This window comes from Legionella pelazae (assembly GCF_052527395.1).
The window spans coordinates 58624-74789 of sequence record NZ_JBNVZS010000012.1 but is presented as its reverse complement, the minus strand read 5'-3'; the positions used below and the strand labels follow the sequence as shown (position 1 = coordinate 74789).

Below are 16166 nucleotides of genomic sequence, written 5' to 3'. Positions count from 1 at the left end.
ACAAATAAAACCATAATGTCTGTAATAAATCAGAAAATTTATGTGAAAAGTTTAAACTATCTAATAATCGATTTCTGTCAAAACTTCTATTTTTGTCATTACCGAATAGTCAGGAAAAGAATTCTTTAGCGGAGTCTGTCGCATCTTAAAGATTTTTGCTGGTAGGAAAGATGAAGAAATTAGTTAAGCTTGTGGTAATAAGTTGAAAGTCTTAATAATGCGTACTTAGCTGCCTTAAGTTGTACAGCAGCACGAGTTCCCTGGAAACGTTTTGTTGCACTAGCCAATTTTAGCGTCCCCTTTTTTTTAACTCCCCAAGCAAAACAAACTGTACCAGGGGCAATACCATCCATAGGTTCATCACCGGTAATACCTGTTGTTGCAATAACAACATTAGCGCTACTGTCTTTTAGAGCACCCTTAGCCATTTCAAGAGCGACTTCTTCACTTGTCAAGGTATACTTTTTAATTGTTGTTGGCTTAACCCCTAAAAGCCTCTTTTTTGCTTGAGAAGAATAAACGACAAAACCAGCTTCAAGACAGCTACCGCAGCCTTCAATTTTTCCTAATAAGGCAAGAATTTGGCCTGCGGTACATGACTCTGCGGTTACTAAAGTAAGATCATTTTCCTTAAGAAAATCAACAACCTCTTTTACGGTTTTCATAAATTCTTATCCTAACTAACATAAATCTATAAAAAAGTAGGGAATTTTTTATGCTGTTAAACAAACCTTAACTACTTTACTTAAATTTTCATTTAACTCTAAATAATTTAGAGGGTAATTAATTAAGCTTAGCTAACCTTTTATGAATTGCTGTGGTGGCAATAGCTGCTTGGCCTTCACCCACACAAATTTGATATAAACTAGAAACTAAATCACCTATAGCAAAAAGCCCCTTAACGGATGTCTCATAATAACGATTAACAACTAAAGTACCATTTTTTTGTTTAGCATTTAACATGCGAGCTAGCTCTGCATGCTTAACACAACCAAGCGCTGAATAGATACAGTCATAATGCTCCTTTTTCCCATCTGCAAAATAAAGTGTTGCTCCTGTGTTTAGAGTAAGTTCAATTTTAACTAGCGGCAATGGGTTGATAATTAAATTAGCTTCCTTAATATCTTTAAGTTCCTTCTTACTCCATTGCGGCGCTCGGCCTAAAGTAAGCAAAGTGAGATAAGGGGTATAGTGTCGCAGGAAAAGAGCCTCGCCTAGTCCCTCTTTCCCTTCGCCAATTACAGCAACTTTTTGATTAATTACTTCATAAGCATCACAAATAGGACAGTGTCTAATTAATCCCTGCTGTATTGCATTATTAATAAAAGGCAATTGAGGTTCAATATCCTTAACACCGGTAGCTAGTATGACATAGCTACTTAAAATTTCACTATTGGCACTCTTTGCTATAAAGTGGCCATCAACTTGTTTTAGTGATTCAATTTTCTCTCTCACCACTGATACATTATAAGCTTGTAATTGCTGCTTTAATCTCTCTAATAGCTCCTTGCCAGAAATACCTTTAACGAAGCCAGGATAATTATGAGAAGTAGGAATTAATGAAGCTCTACTGTAGTTAAAATCATAAATAGCAATATTTCGTCGAAAACGAGCTAAATATATTGCAGCTGTTAATCCGGCAGGGCCGGCGCCAACTATTAAGCAATCCCTTAACTTATTCTCCATTATTTAAATCCTATCAATGATTAGAATTTTATAGTGCTTTTAATAAGCGTAGACTAAGCAAATTGAAAATATACTAAAATAATAATTGCTAGTAACATGAAAAAGAAAGTAATAAAGCCTAGTAGGTTTGACAGTCGCTTGTTTACAAACTTACCCATGATCTTTTCATTATTAGCCATATGTAGAACAATTAAGATTAAAATAGGCGCGGTAATCCCGTAAAAAATAGCTGTATAAATTAAAGCATCAATAGCAGATATACCAATAAAATTAATACTTAATCCTAACAGCAATGAAATGAAAATAGTTCCATAAAAAGCTTTGGCTTGATGATACTTTTTATCTAAACTACCTTGCCAATTAAATGCTGCAGAGAGAGTATAAGAAAGACAGCCTGTTAAAACAGGAATAGCTAAAAACCCTGTACCGATAACACCTAAGGCAAATAGCAAATAAGCAAATCTTCCAGCAAGAGGTTCTAATGCTTTAGCAGCTTGTTCGACTGTATCTATTTGATGAATACCGGCGTTAAATAAAGTTGCTCCTGTAGTTAAAATAATAAAATACATAATTAAGTTTGAAAATAACATGCCAATTTGGATGTCGAACTTCACTTCATTAATCATTCGTATATTAACAATAATTTTTTTAATTTGATGTTTTCTGTCCTCGGCCACCATAGTTGCTTGCCAAAAAAACAAATAAGGAGAGATTGTGGTACCTAAAATAGCAACCAAGATACTAATAAATTCTTTGTTTAAATGAATTGTTGGAATAAAGGTAGATTTCAGTACTTCAAATAAGTTAGGTTTAACTAAAAAAGGAATAACTAGATAAAGCAGCAGTGATAAACATAAATATTTTAAAACAGCAGCAATTTTTTGATAAGACAAAAAAACAATTGCCACCGTTAAAATAAGTGTAAATAAAATAGAAAAAATATATGCAGGAACTCTCGGAAAAAGTAAATGCGTCACAGCGCCCATGCCAGCAATATCAGCTCCAATATTTAAAATAATTGCCGGAATACAAAAAAATAAAACAAAGTATAAAATGGCCCGTGAGTAATGTTTTTTTATATTACTTACTAACCCTTCGCCCGTAATAACACCAATACGTGCGCACATTTCTTGAATTGCAACCATTAAAGGAAAGGTAATTAGAGCAGTCCAAAGGGTTGCAAAACCAAATTGAGCGCCAGCTTGTGAATAGGTAGCAATACCCGATGGATCATCATCGCTGGCGCCTGTAATAAGTCCAGACCCCGACCGACTTAAAAAGCCAAAAGACAATTTTTTAACTTTTTTATTCTGCATGAGAAAATTAGCTTCTTAGTGCATCTAGCTTTAATGACTGTTTAACTTTTCTAAATTCCTGCCAAGGATCAGACGTTAATTCTTTTAAACGTTTAGGCAATGTACGAATGGTATAAAAGGTATCATTAAAGTTATTTGTTAGCTCATCCCAATCAAGCGGTGTCGCTACTGGTGCATGTAACCGTGCGCGTGTTGAATAAGCACTAATAGCTGTCGCACTGCGCTGATTGCGCAAATAATCAATAAATATTTTTCCTCTGCGCTTGGCTTTTGTCATTTTACTAACATAAGCCTCTGGCCTTAATTTTTCTAAAAATTGCACAAAAACTTCAGTAAATTGCTTTACATCTTCCCAATCATATTCCGGCAAAATCGGTACAACAACATGCAATCCTTTACCACCCGTTGTTTTAACAAAGCAGGCTAATTTAACTTCTGCTAAATATTTTTTTATTTCCCAAGCGGCTTGCACTACCTCTTTCCAAAGTACGTCTGGGGCCGGATCAAGATCAATGGTAATAGTATCTGGGTATTCAAGACTTTCAATTTGACTTCCCCAAGGATGAATTTCTAAAACACCCATTTGAATTAAACTTAATAAACCTTGCTGATCCTTAAGATAGAGATACTGTTCCGTTTCAGTTTTTCCTTCAACAGCTAAAGAATAAAGTGCTGGCGAGTTATTGGCATACAAATGCTTTTGGTAAAAGCACTTTGAATAATTTTTAGGACACCTTACTAAAGTGAGTAAGCGATTTTCTATATAAGGCAAAATATGCTCACTTATCTCCTCATAATAATTAAATAGTTCTCCTTTAGTAATCTTGTCTTCGGAGTAAATAATCTTATCAGCATGAGTTAAAACAACTGGATTTTGCTTTTTTTTAGTTTTCTTTGCATGATTAGTTGTTGATTGATTAACTTCTTTAATAGGCACTTCAATTTCCTTACCGACTGAACATGCATCTTTATCATAACGCAAGCCTTGAAAACTAGGATGACGTAGGCGCTCATCCTTAGTCCACTCAGTAAATTCAACTTCGGCAACTAAAATTGGTTTTACCCATAGTGCTTTCGAAGCAACGGGAGGCCGTGAGTTAAAGGGATTTTTTGTTGTACGATTTTTCTCTAACTCAGAAAAAACGGATTTTAATGATGCCTGTGTAAAACCTGTGCCTACATTACCACAATAATGTAATTGGCCTTGTTTGTCATAAAACCCCACTAGTAAGGAACCAAAATAGTGACGTTCACCTTTAGGTAGAGTATAACCGCCAATAACAAATTCTTGCCGCTTAACACATTTAACTTTAACCCAATCTTCTGTCCGTTTCTCCAAATAAGGCGAGTTAACTTTTTTTGAAATAATCCCCTCTAAAGCTAAGGCACATGATTGTCTTAATACCGCTTCACCTTGATCAATAATGTGTTCGCTAAAACGCAGAATTTGCTTATTACTCGATTCTAGAACTTTAGCTAGTGTTGTTTTTCTTTCTAATAGAGGCTTTTCTCTTAGGTCTAATTTCTCAACATAGAGCAAATCAAAGATATAGTAAATAAATGGTGTTTGCTTGTTAGCCTTAACTGAATTTTGTAAAAGTTGAAAATTAGATTTATGTTGCTCATCAAGTACTACAATTTCGCCATCAAAAATTGCTCGTTTTACAGGCAATTTCTTAAGCTCAGCAACGATATTAGAAAAGTTGCCTGTCCAATCCTTATTATTACGCGACATAAGTCGAATTGTGTTGCCATCTTTAAATGCTATAATGCGATATCCATCAAATTTAATTTCATGAAGCCAATCAGGGCCTTCTGGTATGTCATCGACTAACGTCGCAAGCTCAGGTGAAATTATCTCTGGGAAACTTGATTTTGCTTTGTTTTCTGATAATGCAGAAGCTAGTTGTTTAGCAATTTCTGATTTTCTAATTTTTGGAGCCTTCTTTAAGCCTTTTTTATCCCAACTGTAAGTATAGTTCTCAGTAATTTCTTCTAAAGTCTGATCAGTTAAAACACTATTTGGCTCGGCCTCGGTAATATCATATTCAGCTAATGGTTTTGCCTCTTTATCTTTAAATTTAATTAAAAACCAAACTTTTTTATCTCGATTAGATTTAATTAAATCCCAACGGCCTTTTAACTTCTCAGCATTTAATTCAAAGCGCAAATGTCCTTTTTCATAGGCGGCTTTTGGGTTATCATCTAAGGAGCGCCATTTGCCTTTATCCCAAAGCATCACTGTTCCACCGCCATATTCGCCTTCAGGAATAATGCCTTCAAAGGAGCCATATTCAACAGGATGATCTTCAACCTGCATCGCTAATCTTTTTACGGTAGGATCGAGAGAAGGTCCTTTAGGTACAGCCCAACTTTTAAGCACACCTTCTAATTCCAAGCGAAAATCATAGTGAAGGTGGCTAGCTGCATGCTTTTGAATAATAAACAAATTTTTATGAGTGTGCTGGACTTTACCTTTAGGCTCTGTTGTCTTATTGAAATCCCGCTTTTCATGATAAGTTTTCAAACTCATAAGCGTATCCTTATGTTTACTGGAGCTCTATTGGGCAGAAAAGAGTAAATAATCTTACTTTATGATAGGGGTTTTATATTAATAATGCACTATAAGCCAAATTCTACTTAAGTAAAATCATAATTTGATAAGAGGTAGAATGTAAAATTTAAGCTCTCCCTCCTGATAGCAAGGGTAGGTTGGGCTAAGTATAGCGCAGCCCAACAGTTTCAGTCATAAGGTGTATAGCCTATTCATCATTTGTTGGGCTGCACTTCGTTTAGCCCAACCTACCCTTTGCTTAAGATATGCTCAGCTTTTTGCAAGCATTACGACACAGTTTTCTAGAAATAATGGATTCCCGCCACGCGGGAATGACAGGAATGTTGCAGGAGTAAAAGAAGGGTGGCGAGAAAAACAGAAAAGAGGCAAAAATGACAGAAAAAATCAAAAATAACAAATTATTTAGATAACAGTGTTTTTAAAAATTGTCCAGTATAAGAGCTCTTACATTCAGCAACCATCTCTGGTGTTCCTGTTGCTATAATTTGTCCGCCTTTACTACCACCTTCAGGTCCTAAGTCAATAATCCAATCTGCCGTTTTAATAACATCTAAATTATGTTCAATGATGATAATAGTATTTCCGTGCTCTCGCAGTCGAAATAGAACTGCTAATAGCTGCTTTGTATCATGAAAATGTAAACCTGTAGTAGGTTCATCAAGTATATAAAGCGTCTTACCGGTATCACGCTTAGACAATTCACGAGCAAGCTTAATTCGTTGCGCTTCACCGCCTGATAAGGTTGTTGCACTCTGGCCAATATGGATATAAGACAAGCCTACATCAATTAAAGTTTGGCATTTCCGTGCTATGACAGGAATTGCGTCAAAAAACTCTCTTGCTTCCTCAACAGTCATTTCCAATACTTCATGAATATTCTTGCCTTTATATTCAATTTCTAGCGTTTCACGGTTATACCGTTTTCCTTTACAAACATCACAAGCCACATAAATATCCGGCAGGAAATGCATTTCAACTTTAATTAATCCATCACCTTGACAGGCCTCGCAGCGCCCACCTCTAACATTAAAGCTAAAACGGCCAGGTTGATAGCCTCGCGCACGCGCTTCCGGTGTATTTGAGAATAATTCACGAATAGGCGTAAATACGCCTGTATAGGTAGCAGGATTAGAACGCGGAGTGCGGCCGATAGGACTTTGATCTATATCAATGACTTTGTCACATAACTCTAATCCTTGAATATTCTCTATAGTACCATTGCATAATAAATTAGCTCGGTTAAGTTTATTCGCTGCAATGGGATATAAAGTATCATTGATTAAACTTGATTTACCTGAGCCAGAGACGCCGGTAACACAGGTTACCAAACCAAGCGGAATACTTACCTTAACATTAGTTAAATTATTGCACTTAACACCTGATAAATGCAGCATATGCGACTCATCTACGGCTCTTCTTTTATCAGGAATAGCAATGCATTCAATGCCAGATAAATATTTTCCAGTTAATGAAGCTGAATTATTAATGATTTCAGCCGGGCTTCCAGATGCAACAATTTCGCCGCCATGCACACCTGCCCCTGGTCCTACATCAAGGACATAATCAGCGGCACGGATTGCATCTTCATCATGTTCTACAACAATAATTGTATTGCCTAGATTACGTAGATGCATTAGTGTTTTTAGCAGTCTATCATTGTCTCGTTGATGTAATCCGATAGATGGCTCATCTAATATGTACATCACACCCACTAATCCTGAGCCTATTTGGCTAGCTAGACGAATACGTTGTGCTTCTCCGCCAGATAGGGTTTCAGCACTACGAGAAAGCGATAGATAATCAAGACCCACGTTAACTAAAAACCCAAGGCGCTCAACAATTTCTTTATTAATTTTATCTGCAATTTCACCACGATAACCAGTTAGATGTAGATTCTTAAAAAAGTCATATGCTTTATCAATAGAGTAAGCGCAAAGCTCAGGTAAATTTTTATTATCAACAAAAACGTGTCTTGCTTCTTCGCGCAAACGAGCACCAAAACAAACTGGACAGGGTTGCGAAGAAAGGTATTTCGCTAACTCTTCTCGTGTTGCTAATGATTCTGACTCATGGTAGCGACGTTGCATATTAGGAATAATTCCTTCAAAGGCATGACGTCTGAGAAAGTAACCACCACGCGGTCGTTGATAACGAAACTCGATTTCTTCTTTACCACTGCCATGCAAGACAACATTTCTTATTTTTTCTGGTAAATCACAAAAAGCTGTTTCAAGATCAAAGCGATAATGATGGGCTAATGATTCCAATAAAGAATAATAATAGGTCGTTTTTCTATCCCAACCCCGAACAGCGCCAGAAGCTAAACTCGCTGTTTCATCATGTATTACACGATTGGGGTCAAAGAATTGCTTAACGCCTAATCCATCACAGGTAGAGCAAGCACCTAAAGGATTATTAAAGGAAAATAATCTTGGCTCTAATTCACTGAGACTGTAACCACATTCAGAGCAGGCAAATTTTGATGAAAAAGTAAGATCAGCAAAGCTATCATCTAAGGAAACAACCAGTGCTATTCCTTCAGCTAAATTAAGCGCATTTTCAAAAGACTCGCTAAGACGTTGTTTAATATCATCACGAATTTTAAAACGATCAACAACAACTTCAATAGTATGTTTCTGTCGTAAAGACAGCTTAGGTGGATCATCTAATTCATAAATCTCGCCGTCGATCCTTGCTCGAATATAACCCTGTGCTTGTAATTGTTGTAATAACTGTAAATGCTCGCCTTTTCGCTCACGAACCACGGGCGCTAAAATCATCGCTTTACAGTCTGGCGGTAATGCTAAGACCTGATCAACCATTTGACTTACTGTTTGAGCATGTAAGCTAAGTTGGTGGATAGGACAACGCGGTTCACCTACCCGTGCAAACAGCAAACGTAGATAATCATAAATCTCTGTAATGGTACCTACTGTTGAGCGCGGATTATGAGAAGTTGCTTTTTGTTCAATAGAGATAGCTGGGGACAAACCCTCAATAGCATCTACATCAGGCTTTTCCATAACTGATAGAAATTGACGCGCATAAGCAGATAACGACTCAACATACCGCCGTTGTCCTTCTGCATATAAAGTATCAAAGGCAAGGGATGATTTACCTGAACCCGATAAACCTGTAATGACTGTTAATTGATTGCGCGGGATTTTAACATCAATATTCTTTAAATTATGTGTTCTTGCGCCGCGAATACTTATTGACTGCATAAGACTAGCCATCTTGCTATAAAAAATTACAAATTATACCTGTTACCAAATATTTTGCGAGTTTATATCTTCATTTATCCAATAAGGATAAATATTAAACACATTAAATTGCTATACTATGTACGTTTGGCAGCATAAATTATTTAAGATAGGGAAATTTCAATGTTTAGGTATGTCTATAGATTCATTTTAATCATTACACTTTTACCAACTACATCCTTTGCTGATAATAACCGAGTTTTAGCCTGGACAAAACAAACGCTTTTAAAAACATTATCACTCAACTATCAAACCATTGACAACCAGTTAAATTCAGTAAAATCACATTATACGCCTGAGGCTTGGCAAAATTTAAAGAGTTTTCTTGGCGATAAGATAAGTACTGTTAGAGACAATCAACTTATCCTACATCCTACTGCAGTTAATAAAAAACAATTTATTGCTCAACAGGGTTTTGAAAATATTATTTATTGGCGAGTAAACCAAGGTTTTAATATTCCTGAATTAAAAACAACCATTTATTTTTCTGTTGTTGTCATTCCTGCTAAGAATCCGCCTTATTTAATTCAAAGTTTAGATGTTACAAAACTACCTTTTTAAATTTATCCACAAAACCTGTGGATAAATCTGTGTATTGCTACCTGGAAAACTATGGATACGCGTTTAAAGATGATATAATTCTAGTCTGCTTAGCTTTTAACCATCATTATGCGAATCTTTATTAATTTAATACTTATTCTCTTTATTTTAGCAACGGTTAATGTTGGCTATACTGCTGAGCCCAAGCTTAAAGAAATTGAACAAACTATTAGTGATTCTGTTATCACTACAAAAATCACTGCTAAATTTACTAAAGATAAAGATTTAAATCCGCTTAAAATTTTTGTATCAACAACAAACGGCGTTGTAACCTTAAAAGGTTATGTTAAAAATAATGATGCTTTTATTAAAGCACTAAGATTAGTTAACACAACCAAAGGCGTAAAATCTATTGATGTAGAAGACTTAATAGTTAAACAGGTTAATACTGCTTTAACCGATACTTATATTACCGCCAAAGTTGAAGCAGCCGTTCTTAAAGCTAAAGTGTTGGATGATGATTCTATTCCATTAGTAGGCATTAATGCTACCACTGCCAATGGTGTAGTTACCCTAAGTGGGCAAGTAAAAAATAGAAAATCTATCGTCGCAATTCTTAAACGAGCTACCGAAGTTCGTGGCGTTAAGAAAGTTATTTCCCATTTAGAAGTAAATAAAAAAGAACCGTCTTAACTTTTAATCATTAACAAAAGGATATTGTTTCATGACTATTTTAACGCGCTTTAAATTTTTTCTTTGGTACTTTGGGCATTTTCAAGTACCTTTAATTGGTTATTTAAAGCCTAAGATTATTGACATCAATGATAAAAATCTAGTTATTAAATTACCGTTAAGGCGACGTAGTAAAAATCATTTAAATTCAATGTATTTTGGCGCTCTTGCAGTTGGCGCTGATTTAGCAGGTGGATTATATGGCTTTTACTATGCTAATCAAATGAAGAAGAAAATATCGTTAGTTTTTAAGTCTTTTCAAGCTCAATTTATCAAACGACCTGAATCAGCTGTTTATTTTGTTTGCCAAATGGGCGATAGCGTCAAAGAAATGGTTCTAGAGTCGGAACAAACTAAGGAACGAATTAATAAATTTATCGAAGTCCAAGCCTATACTCATTATTCTAAAGCTGCTGAATTAGTAGCAACTTTTAAACTTGAATTATCAATAAAAGTGCTTACAACGTAAGCCTGTTTCAATATTTTAGCTATATGATAAAGCAAAACATGTTCCCTTCATCGTTTAAGTTCATTTTTATCTTCTTAGTAATACTTACTTATACTTTACTTTTTTATTTTCTATTTAAATTAGATTTACGGCTGGATTTTGTCTCTTTTTATGCTTCAGCTATTGCTTATAATAACCATTCTGATCCCTATGCTGCCTTAAGTGCCACCTTTTTATCTACCAATGAGAAACTACCCATTAATTTAAACCCCCCTTTTTTTATAGAATTTGTTAGGCCATTAGCACTCCTTAACTATAGAGAGGCTGTTATAGTTTGGTCGGTAAGCTTATTTATATTAGGACTCATAGGCGCCTATTTTTCCTTTAAGTTAGCGCTTAGGCCGAGTGTGTTTCAAAAGCATTGGTTTTATTGGTTAATTGTTTATCTTGCTTTTTACCCAACTATAATGAGTGCTAATCTTGCACAAATAGGCAGCTTACTATTATTTTTTATTATGATTGGCTATTTTTTTTATCTTAAAAAAAATGACTTTTATGCTGGTATTTTATGGGGAATTATTATCTCACTTAAACTATTTCCTGCCTTATTATTTATTTTTGCTTGGAAAGAAAGGCGCTATCAGGTTTTAATCATCATGATTATAACGTGCCTTGTTGCACATCTAATTCCTATTTTTACCTATGGAAGCCACATCTATCACCTTTATTTTTCTGTGTTACGACGTGTACTTTGGTATGGCGATTCATGGAATGCTTCCATCTACGGTTTTTTATTTCGGCTTATGACAAATCCTTATAGCAGGAAGCCCAGTTTATGGTTAGTTAATTTAAGTTATTATCTTATCTTTATTTGGGGCTTAAGTTGGTATATTAGGAAGCTTAATTATCTAGAATTAAATAATCACCGCTTATTTTGTTTAACTTTAGTTATAATGCTATTTTTAAGTCCTTTAGGATGGCTTTATTATTTTCCACTTTTAGTAATGCCGCTTGTTCATTTATATGAATCGATTAGCCAGCAAAAATCTACTAATATGATTAATAGGAATTTATGGATAATTAGTTTTCTTTTTGTTAATTTTCCTATAGGTTATCTACCCGCTCACCAAATGCCATCTTTTATTTTCTATAAATTAACCCTTTTTTCTATTTATTTTTATGGCTTATTCATCATGGTCTATCTTTTGAGCCAACCTAAAATTAGACATGAAGCGCCTAATTTAGAGCTAAATTCTATAAAAAAGAATTATTTACAATTTCCTGCTATGCTTATCTTATCCTTTGGATTATTTATTCCACTGCTAGTTTTTGTTGCACACTTAGCTTAAATATGCTTCTTAAGAGAAAATTTTGAGCTAAAAAATAAATGGCCTTTTAAAAAGACCTTGATTTGACAAGAATAAATCTTAAGATTAACGTTAATAAATTGAGTAAGGGAATTGTTTAAAGCAGCTATGATTGATTTAACAATTTATACCCAGCCTGATGATGAAACATGCGGTCCTACAAGCTTACATGCGATTTATAGTTATTATCATTTAAATCTCCCCTTAGAGCAGATAATTAGTACCGTTGAACGTTCAATTTCAGGAGGCACCTTAGCATCCATGCTAGGGAAGCATGCTCTATTACAAGGGTTTAGTACAATTTTATACGTTAATAACCTTAATGTTTTTGACCCAACTTGGTTTGAAAATGATGGAATTGGCTGCCCTGAGCTATTGACTCGGAAGCTTAAAACCCAAATGAAATACAAAAGAACAAAGCGCTTTCTACAAGCCAGTCATTCCTATTTAGATTATATCGCTTTAGGAGGCGAAATACGCTTTAAAACATTAAGTATTCAACTTTTAAAAGAATATTTTAACCAACAAATTCCCATCTTAACGGGTTTAAGCGCAACTTATTTATATCGCAGTGCGCGAGAAATTTATAACAAAGCTGGTCAAGGCCTCTATGATGATATTCGGGGTACACCTGCTGGCCACTTTGTTGTTCTATGCGGCTATGATGAATCACAAAAATTAATTATCGTCGCTGATCCGCATCGGGAGAACCCACTGTCACAAGATAACTACTATAAAGTAAATAGTAATCGATTAATTAATGCCATCATGCTAGGTGTTCTTACCTACGATGCTAACTTACTTATCATTCAACCTAAGGGGGCGCTAGATGCAAACTATAGTCGTAACTGATGAACCTCCCAGTTGGGAATTTTTGAGCCACTTGGCACCAATTGTTCATGCAAGAGATTACTTATCTAAAGAAGAATATACTCAAAGTAAAGCTGTACGTGTCATTAATCTTTGCCAATCTTATCACCATCAAAGTATTGGATATTATGTTTCACTCTTAGCACATGCACGTGATCATAAAGCAATTCCATCTGTAGACAGTATTCAAGATGTATTAAGCACTAGTCTATCTAAGTTAATTTCTCAAGAAATTGATGATGAAATAGAACATAGCTTACATGATATCAGAACCGATGAGTTTGTGTTTAGCCTTTATTTTGGGCAAAACATGGCTAAACGCCATGCCTTACTTGCTAAAAAGTTACACGGTCTTTTTCCTCTTCCTTTGCTTCGTTTTACCCTTGAGCGAAAGAAACAATGGCGAATTAAACATTTACAAGCATTATCAATAGCAGATGTACCTGCCCATCACATGGAGTTCTTGGAGGAAGCGGCAAAGAGTTATTTATCTAAAAAACGCTTCCACCAATGGCGTAAGAAACAACGCTACCATGATTTAGCCATTTTAATTGATCCTACAGAACATAATGCCCCATCAAATAAGAAAGCATTAGAATTCTTTGCGCATACGGGGGAAGAGATGGGCCTTAATGTTGATTTTATAGAGAAAAGCGATAGTAAATCGATTGCTGAATATGATGCATTATTTATTCGGGCAACAACGGCAGTCAACCATTATACTTATCGCATGGCGCGATATGCTCATCAGCAAAATATGGTTGTTATTGATGATCCACAATCAATTGTTAAATGCAGTAATAAAGTGTATTTAGCTGAATTAATGCGTAGCCATCAAATTTTAACACCCGAAACGCTCTTTTTAAGTAAGTATGATAAAGATGTTCCTAAAATTGATTTCCCTTGTGTGTTAAAAAAACCTGACGGTGCTTTTTCACACGGCGTCATTAAAATTGAGGATAATAAATCGTTGCAAAAATCCCTGTCACAATTTTTTAAAACTTCCGATTTGGTATTGATTCAACCCTTTATTCCAACCGATTTTGATTGGCGTATTGGTATTTTAGATAATAAGCCTATTTTTGCTTGCCGATATTATATGGCTAAAAATCATTGGCAAATTTACAATTGGGATGCAACAAAAGATACTAGAGAAGGTGAAGTTGAATCTGTTCCTATTCATGAAGTACCTGAAGCAGTCATTAGAACTGCTTTAAAAGTTACTCGTTTAATTGGTGACGGGTTATATGGTGTTGATATGAAGAGTTACGGTGATAAACATTATGTGATTGAAGTTAATGATAATCCTAATATTGACTATGGCTTAGAAGATCAAATATTAGGTGAGAATCTCTATCAGCAAATCATGAATGTCTTTCTCCAACGCATTCGCAGGAAGCATGGTTATGTCTAATTACTCTCTTTTTTCTGTAGTTGGTCTTGAAATTGAATACATGTTAGTTGACAAAGCGTCACTAAATATCGTACCTAAAAGCGATCTTATTCTGCAGGAACTTGCTGGAGAGATAGTCAATGAAACGAGCTTAGGTGACATTGCTATTAGTAATGAGTTAGTCTTACATGTTCTTGAGCTAAAAAATAGTAAACCACGTCCATTTTCAGAACCTCTAAGCGATTATTTTCAAAAGACAATTGAAAATTTGAATGAAATATTAGCTAAGCATCAATTACAATTATTACCTACAGGCGCTCACCCATGGATGGATCCTTTTAAAGAGACGAAACGTTGGCCTCATGGTAATAGAGAAATTTATCAACAATTTGATAATATTTTTAACTGTGAAGGCCATGGCTGGTCAAATTTACAAAGTATGCATATTAATTTGCCCTTCGCTAATGATACTGAGTTTAATCAACTACATAATGCTATTCGATTGCTCTTACCTTTATTACCCGCGCTTGCAGCAAGCACACCATTTCTTGAAGGACAATCTACTGGTATACAAGATACACGTTTAGATTTTTATGGCAGTAATCAGCGTAAAGTCCCCTCTATAAGTGGTAGCATAATTCCTGAATTTATAAATTCAGAAGAAGAATATCAGCAGAAAATCCTAACGCCCATGTATAGGGACATTCATCCTTACGATCCAGAAAGAATTTTACAATATGAGTGGCTAAACTCACGGGCAGCAATTCCGAAATTTAACTATAAAGCGATCGAAATTCGTATTTTAGATACCCAAGAATGTATCAAAGCGGATATCGCTATTGCAAAGGCAATTTTTTATATTCTTAAAAACTGGATTGAAAAATCAAGTTATTTTTTAGAAAATCCCTATCCTACCCACTGTTTAAGAGCGCTCTTTGACCAAACTAAAGTGAATGGATTAGCAGTAACAATCGATGATAAAGAATTATTAAAGCAATGGCAGTTAAAACGTCCTGGCAAAGATTGTAGAGAAATATGGTCACAGCTCATTGAACAAGTAAGTAGCCAATTAGATAACGTAGATCAACGTGCCTTAGAATATATTTTAAGTCAAGGTAACTTAAGTGAGCGTTTATTAAAAGCTAGCGGCCTAAACGTTGATAAAAATAGTTTATTAAGTATTTATCGCCAGCTTGGCCATTGTTTGTTAACTAATCAACAATTTAATCCAACGTGAAACCAATAAAAGTTATTTTAAGCTGTGAGCATGCAGTTAATACCATACCGCCAGCGTATGAACATTATTTTAAAGATTATCAACAACTATTAGATACCCATAGGGGCCTTGATATTGGCGCTTTAGCTATAGCTAAGCACTTAAGTAAAACATTTAATTACCCTTTAGTTTGCGCTACAGTTAGTCGTTTATTGATTGACTGCAATCGTAGTCTTAAACATAAAGCCTGTTTTTCTGAGGTTTCACAACAATTTTCTGCACAAAAAAAAGAGTATTTAATACAGAATTATTATCTACCTTTTCGGCAATTGACTGAGCAGCTCATTCAGGAAGCTATCTGTAAAGGGTATCAAGTCTGGCATTTATCTATCCATAGCTTTACTTCGAGTTTGAATGGTACTAGTAGAACAACAGATATTGGGCTTCTTTATGATCCTAAACGATCTACAGAGCAAAAACTTGCTCGTTTGTGGCAAAAAGTATTAAAGCAGCATAATCAACATTTACGAGTGCGACTAAACTATCCTTATCGTGGTACTAGTGATGGCTTTACAACAAGTTTAAGGAAAAAATATACAGCAAACGATTATTTAGGCGTTGAGTTAGAATGCAAACAAAGTTTAACTGAAAAACCAGATTCCTTAGCAGCGCTTAATACAAACTTAGCTGAGTCTTTAACATTATTATTTAAGCAGTTAAAGACACTAGATGCGCATATAAAATTTAATTATTGAAACTA

General features: G+C 35.0%; 13 protein-coding genes. 8 read left to right on the top strand and 5 right to left on the bottom strand.

Annotated elements, in window-relative coordinates; translation table 11 throughout:
* Window positions 1–179 precede the first annotated feature (179 nt).
* The 5 genes from ACQUW5_RS12055 to uvrA form a co-directional block, all read right to left on the bottom strand.
* Window positions 180–665 (bottom strand): CinA family protein, encoded by a 486-nt coding sequence (locus ACQUW5_RS12055; RefSeq protein ID WP_444991500.1) that lies wholly within the window; start codon window positions 663–665, stop codon window positions 180–182.
* Between the two features lie 118 nt (window positions 666–783).
* Window positions 784–1686, bottom strand: coding sequence for an NAD(P)/FAD-dependent oxidoreductase (locus tag ACQUW5_RS12050; RefSeq protein ID WP_444991499.1), 903 nt, complete (start codon window positions 1684–1686; stop codon window positions 784–786).
* A 53-nt stretch (window positions 1687–1739) separates the two neighbouring features.
* The gene (locus ACQUW5_RS12045) at window positions 1740–3002 is read right to left on the bottom strand and encodes an NRAMP family divalent metal transporter (RefSeq protein ID WP_444991498.1); all 1263 of its coding nucleotides are present in this window, start codon (window positions 3000–3002) and stop codon (window positions 1740–1742) included.
* Between the two features lie 7 nt (window positions 3003–3009).
* Complete coding sequence (gene ligD / locus ACQUW5_RS12040; protein ID WP_444991497.1) at window positions 3010–5535, bottom strand: DNA ligase D; 2526 nt, start codon at window positions 5533–5535, stop codon at window positions 3010–3012.
* A 440-nt stretch (window positions 5536–5975) separates the two neighbouring features.
* The gene (gene uvrA / locus ACQUW5_RS12035; protein ID WP_444991496.1) at window positions 5976–8801 is read right to left on the bottom strand and encodes an excinuclease ABC subunit UvrA; all 2826 of its coding nucleotides are present in this window, start codon (window positions 8799–8801) and stop codon (window positions 5976–5978) included.
* A 162-nt stretch (window positions 8802–8963) separates the two neighbouring features.
* Between uvrA and ACQUW5_RS12030 the strand changes: the two genes are divergently transcribed.
* From ACQUW5_RS12030 to ACQUW5_RS11995, 8 genes are all read left to right on the top strand, one after another.
* The gene (locus ACQUW5_RS12030; protein WP_444991495.1) at window positions 8964–9401 is read left to right on the top strand and encodes a DotI/IcmL/TraM family protein; all 438 of its coding nucleotides are present in this window, start codon (window positions 8964–8966) and stop codon (window positions 9399–9401) included.
* 108 nt (window positions 9402–9509) lie between these two features.
* On the top strand, window positions 9510–10073 hold the full coding sequence (locus tag ACQUW5_RS12025; RefSeq protein WP_444991494.1) for a BON domain-containing protein: 564 nt from the start codon (window positions 9510–9512) through the stop codon (window positions 10071–10073).
* 31 nt (window positions 10074–10104) lie between these two features.
* Window positions 10105–10581, top strand: coding sequence for a DUF4442 domain-containing protein (locus ACQUW5_RS12020; RefSeq protein WP_444991492.1), 477 nt, complete (start codon window positions 10105–10107; stop codon window positions 10579–10581).
* 38 nt (window positions 10582–10619) lie between these two features.
* The gene (locus tag ACQUW5_RS12015; RefSeq protein WP_444991491.1) at window positions 10620–11909 is read left to right on the top strand and encodes a glycosyltransferase family 87 protein; all 1290 of its coding nucleotides are present in this window, start codon (window positions 10620–10622) and stop codon (window positions 11907–11909) included.
* A gap of 126 nt (window positions 11910–12035) precedes the next feature.
* Window positions 12036–12779 (top strand): C39 family peptidase, encoded by a 744-nt coding sequence (locus ACQUW5_RS12010; RefSeq protein WP_444991490.1) that lies wholly within the window; start codon window positions 12036–12038, stop codon window positions 12777–12779.
* A complete protein-coding gene (locus ACQUW5_RS12005) occupies window positions 12757–14211 on the top strand; it encodes a RimK family ATP-grasp domain-containing protein (RefSeq protein ID WP_444991489.1) in 1455 nt (484 codons plus the stop codon). The genes ACQUW5_RS12010 and ACQUW5_RS12005 overlap by 23 nt, the downstream gene beginning before the upstream one ends.
* The gene (locus tag ACQUW5_RS12000) at window positions 14204–15427 is read left to right on the top strand and encodes a glutamate-cysteine ligase family protein (RefSeq protein ID WP_444991488.1); all 1224 of its coding nucleotides are present in this window, start codon (window positions 14204–14206) and stop codon (window positions 15425–15427) included. The genes ACQUW5_RS12005 and ACQUW5_RS12000 overlap by 8 nt, the downstream gene beginning before the upstream one ends.
* Window positions 15424–16161 carry an N-formylglutamate amidohydrolase gene (locus tag ACQUW5_RS11995; protein WP_444991487.1) on the top strand — a complete coding sequence of 246 codons (738 nt, stop codon included), beginning with the start codon at window positions 15424–15426 and terminating at the stop codon, window positions 16159–16161. Before ACQUW5_RS12000 ends, ACQUW5_RS11995 begins: the two co-directional genes overlap by 4 nt.
* The last annotated feature ends 5 nt before the right edge of the window (window positions 16162–16166 follow it).

What these genes read in the sequence shown, in the direction of transcription:
- ACQUW5_RS12025 (WP_444991494.1), top strand. Translation starts at nt 9,510, where the DNA reads ATGCGAATCTTTATTAATTTAATACTTATTCTCTTTATTTTAGCAACG.
- ACQUW5_RS12045 (WP_444991498.1), bottom strand. Translation starts at nt 3,002, where the DNA reads ATGCAGAATAAAAAAGTTAAAAAATTGTCTTTTGGCTTTTTAAGTCGG.
- ACQUW5_RS12055 (WP_444991500.1), bottom strand. Translation starts at nt 665, where the DNA reads ATGAAAACCGTAAAAGAGGTTGTTGATTTTCTTAAGGAAAATGATCTT.
- ACQUW5_RS12000 (WP_444991488.1), top strand. Translation starts at nt 14,204, where the DNA reads ATGTCTAATTACTCTCTTTTTTCTGTAGTTGGTCTTGAAATTGAATAC.
- ACQUW5_RS12015 (WP_444991491.1), top strand. Translation starts at nt 10,620, where the DNA reads ATGTTCCCTTCATCGTTTAAGTTCATTTTTATCTTCTTAGTAATACTT.
- ACQUW5_RS12020 (WP_444991492.1), top strand. Translation starts at nt 10,105, where the DNA reads ATGACTATTTTAACGCGCTTTAAATTTTTTCTTTGGTACTTTGGGCAT.
- ligD (WP_444991497.1), bottom strand. Translation starts at nt 5,535, where the DNA reads ATGAGTTTGAAAACTTATCATGAAAAGCGGGATTTCAATAAGACAACA.
- uvrA (WP_444991496.1), bottom strand. Translation starts at nt 8,801, where the DNA reads ATGCAGTCAATAAGTATTCGCGGCGCAAGAACACATAATTTAAAGAAT.
- ACQUW5_RS12010 (WP_444991490.1), top strand. Translation starts at nt 12,036, where the DNA reads ATGATTGATTTAACAATTTATACCCAGCCTGATGATGAAACATGCGGT.
- ACQUW5_RS12030 (WP_444991495.1), top strand. Translation starts at nt 8,964, where the DNA reads ATGTTTAGGTATGTCTATAGATTCATTTTAATCATTACACTTTTACCA.
- ACQUW5_RS12005 (WP_444991489.1), top strand. Translation starts at nt 12,757, where the DNA reads ATGCAAACTATAGTCGTAACTGATGAACCTCCCAGTTGGGAATTTTTG.
- ACQUW5_RS12050 (WP_444991499.1), bottom strand. Translation starts at nt 1,686, where the DNA reads ATGGAGAATAAGTTAAGGGATTGCTTAATAGTTGGCGCCGGCCCTGCC.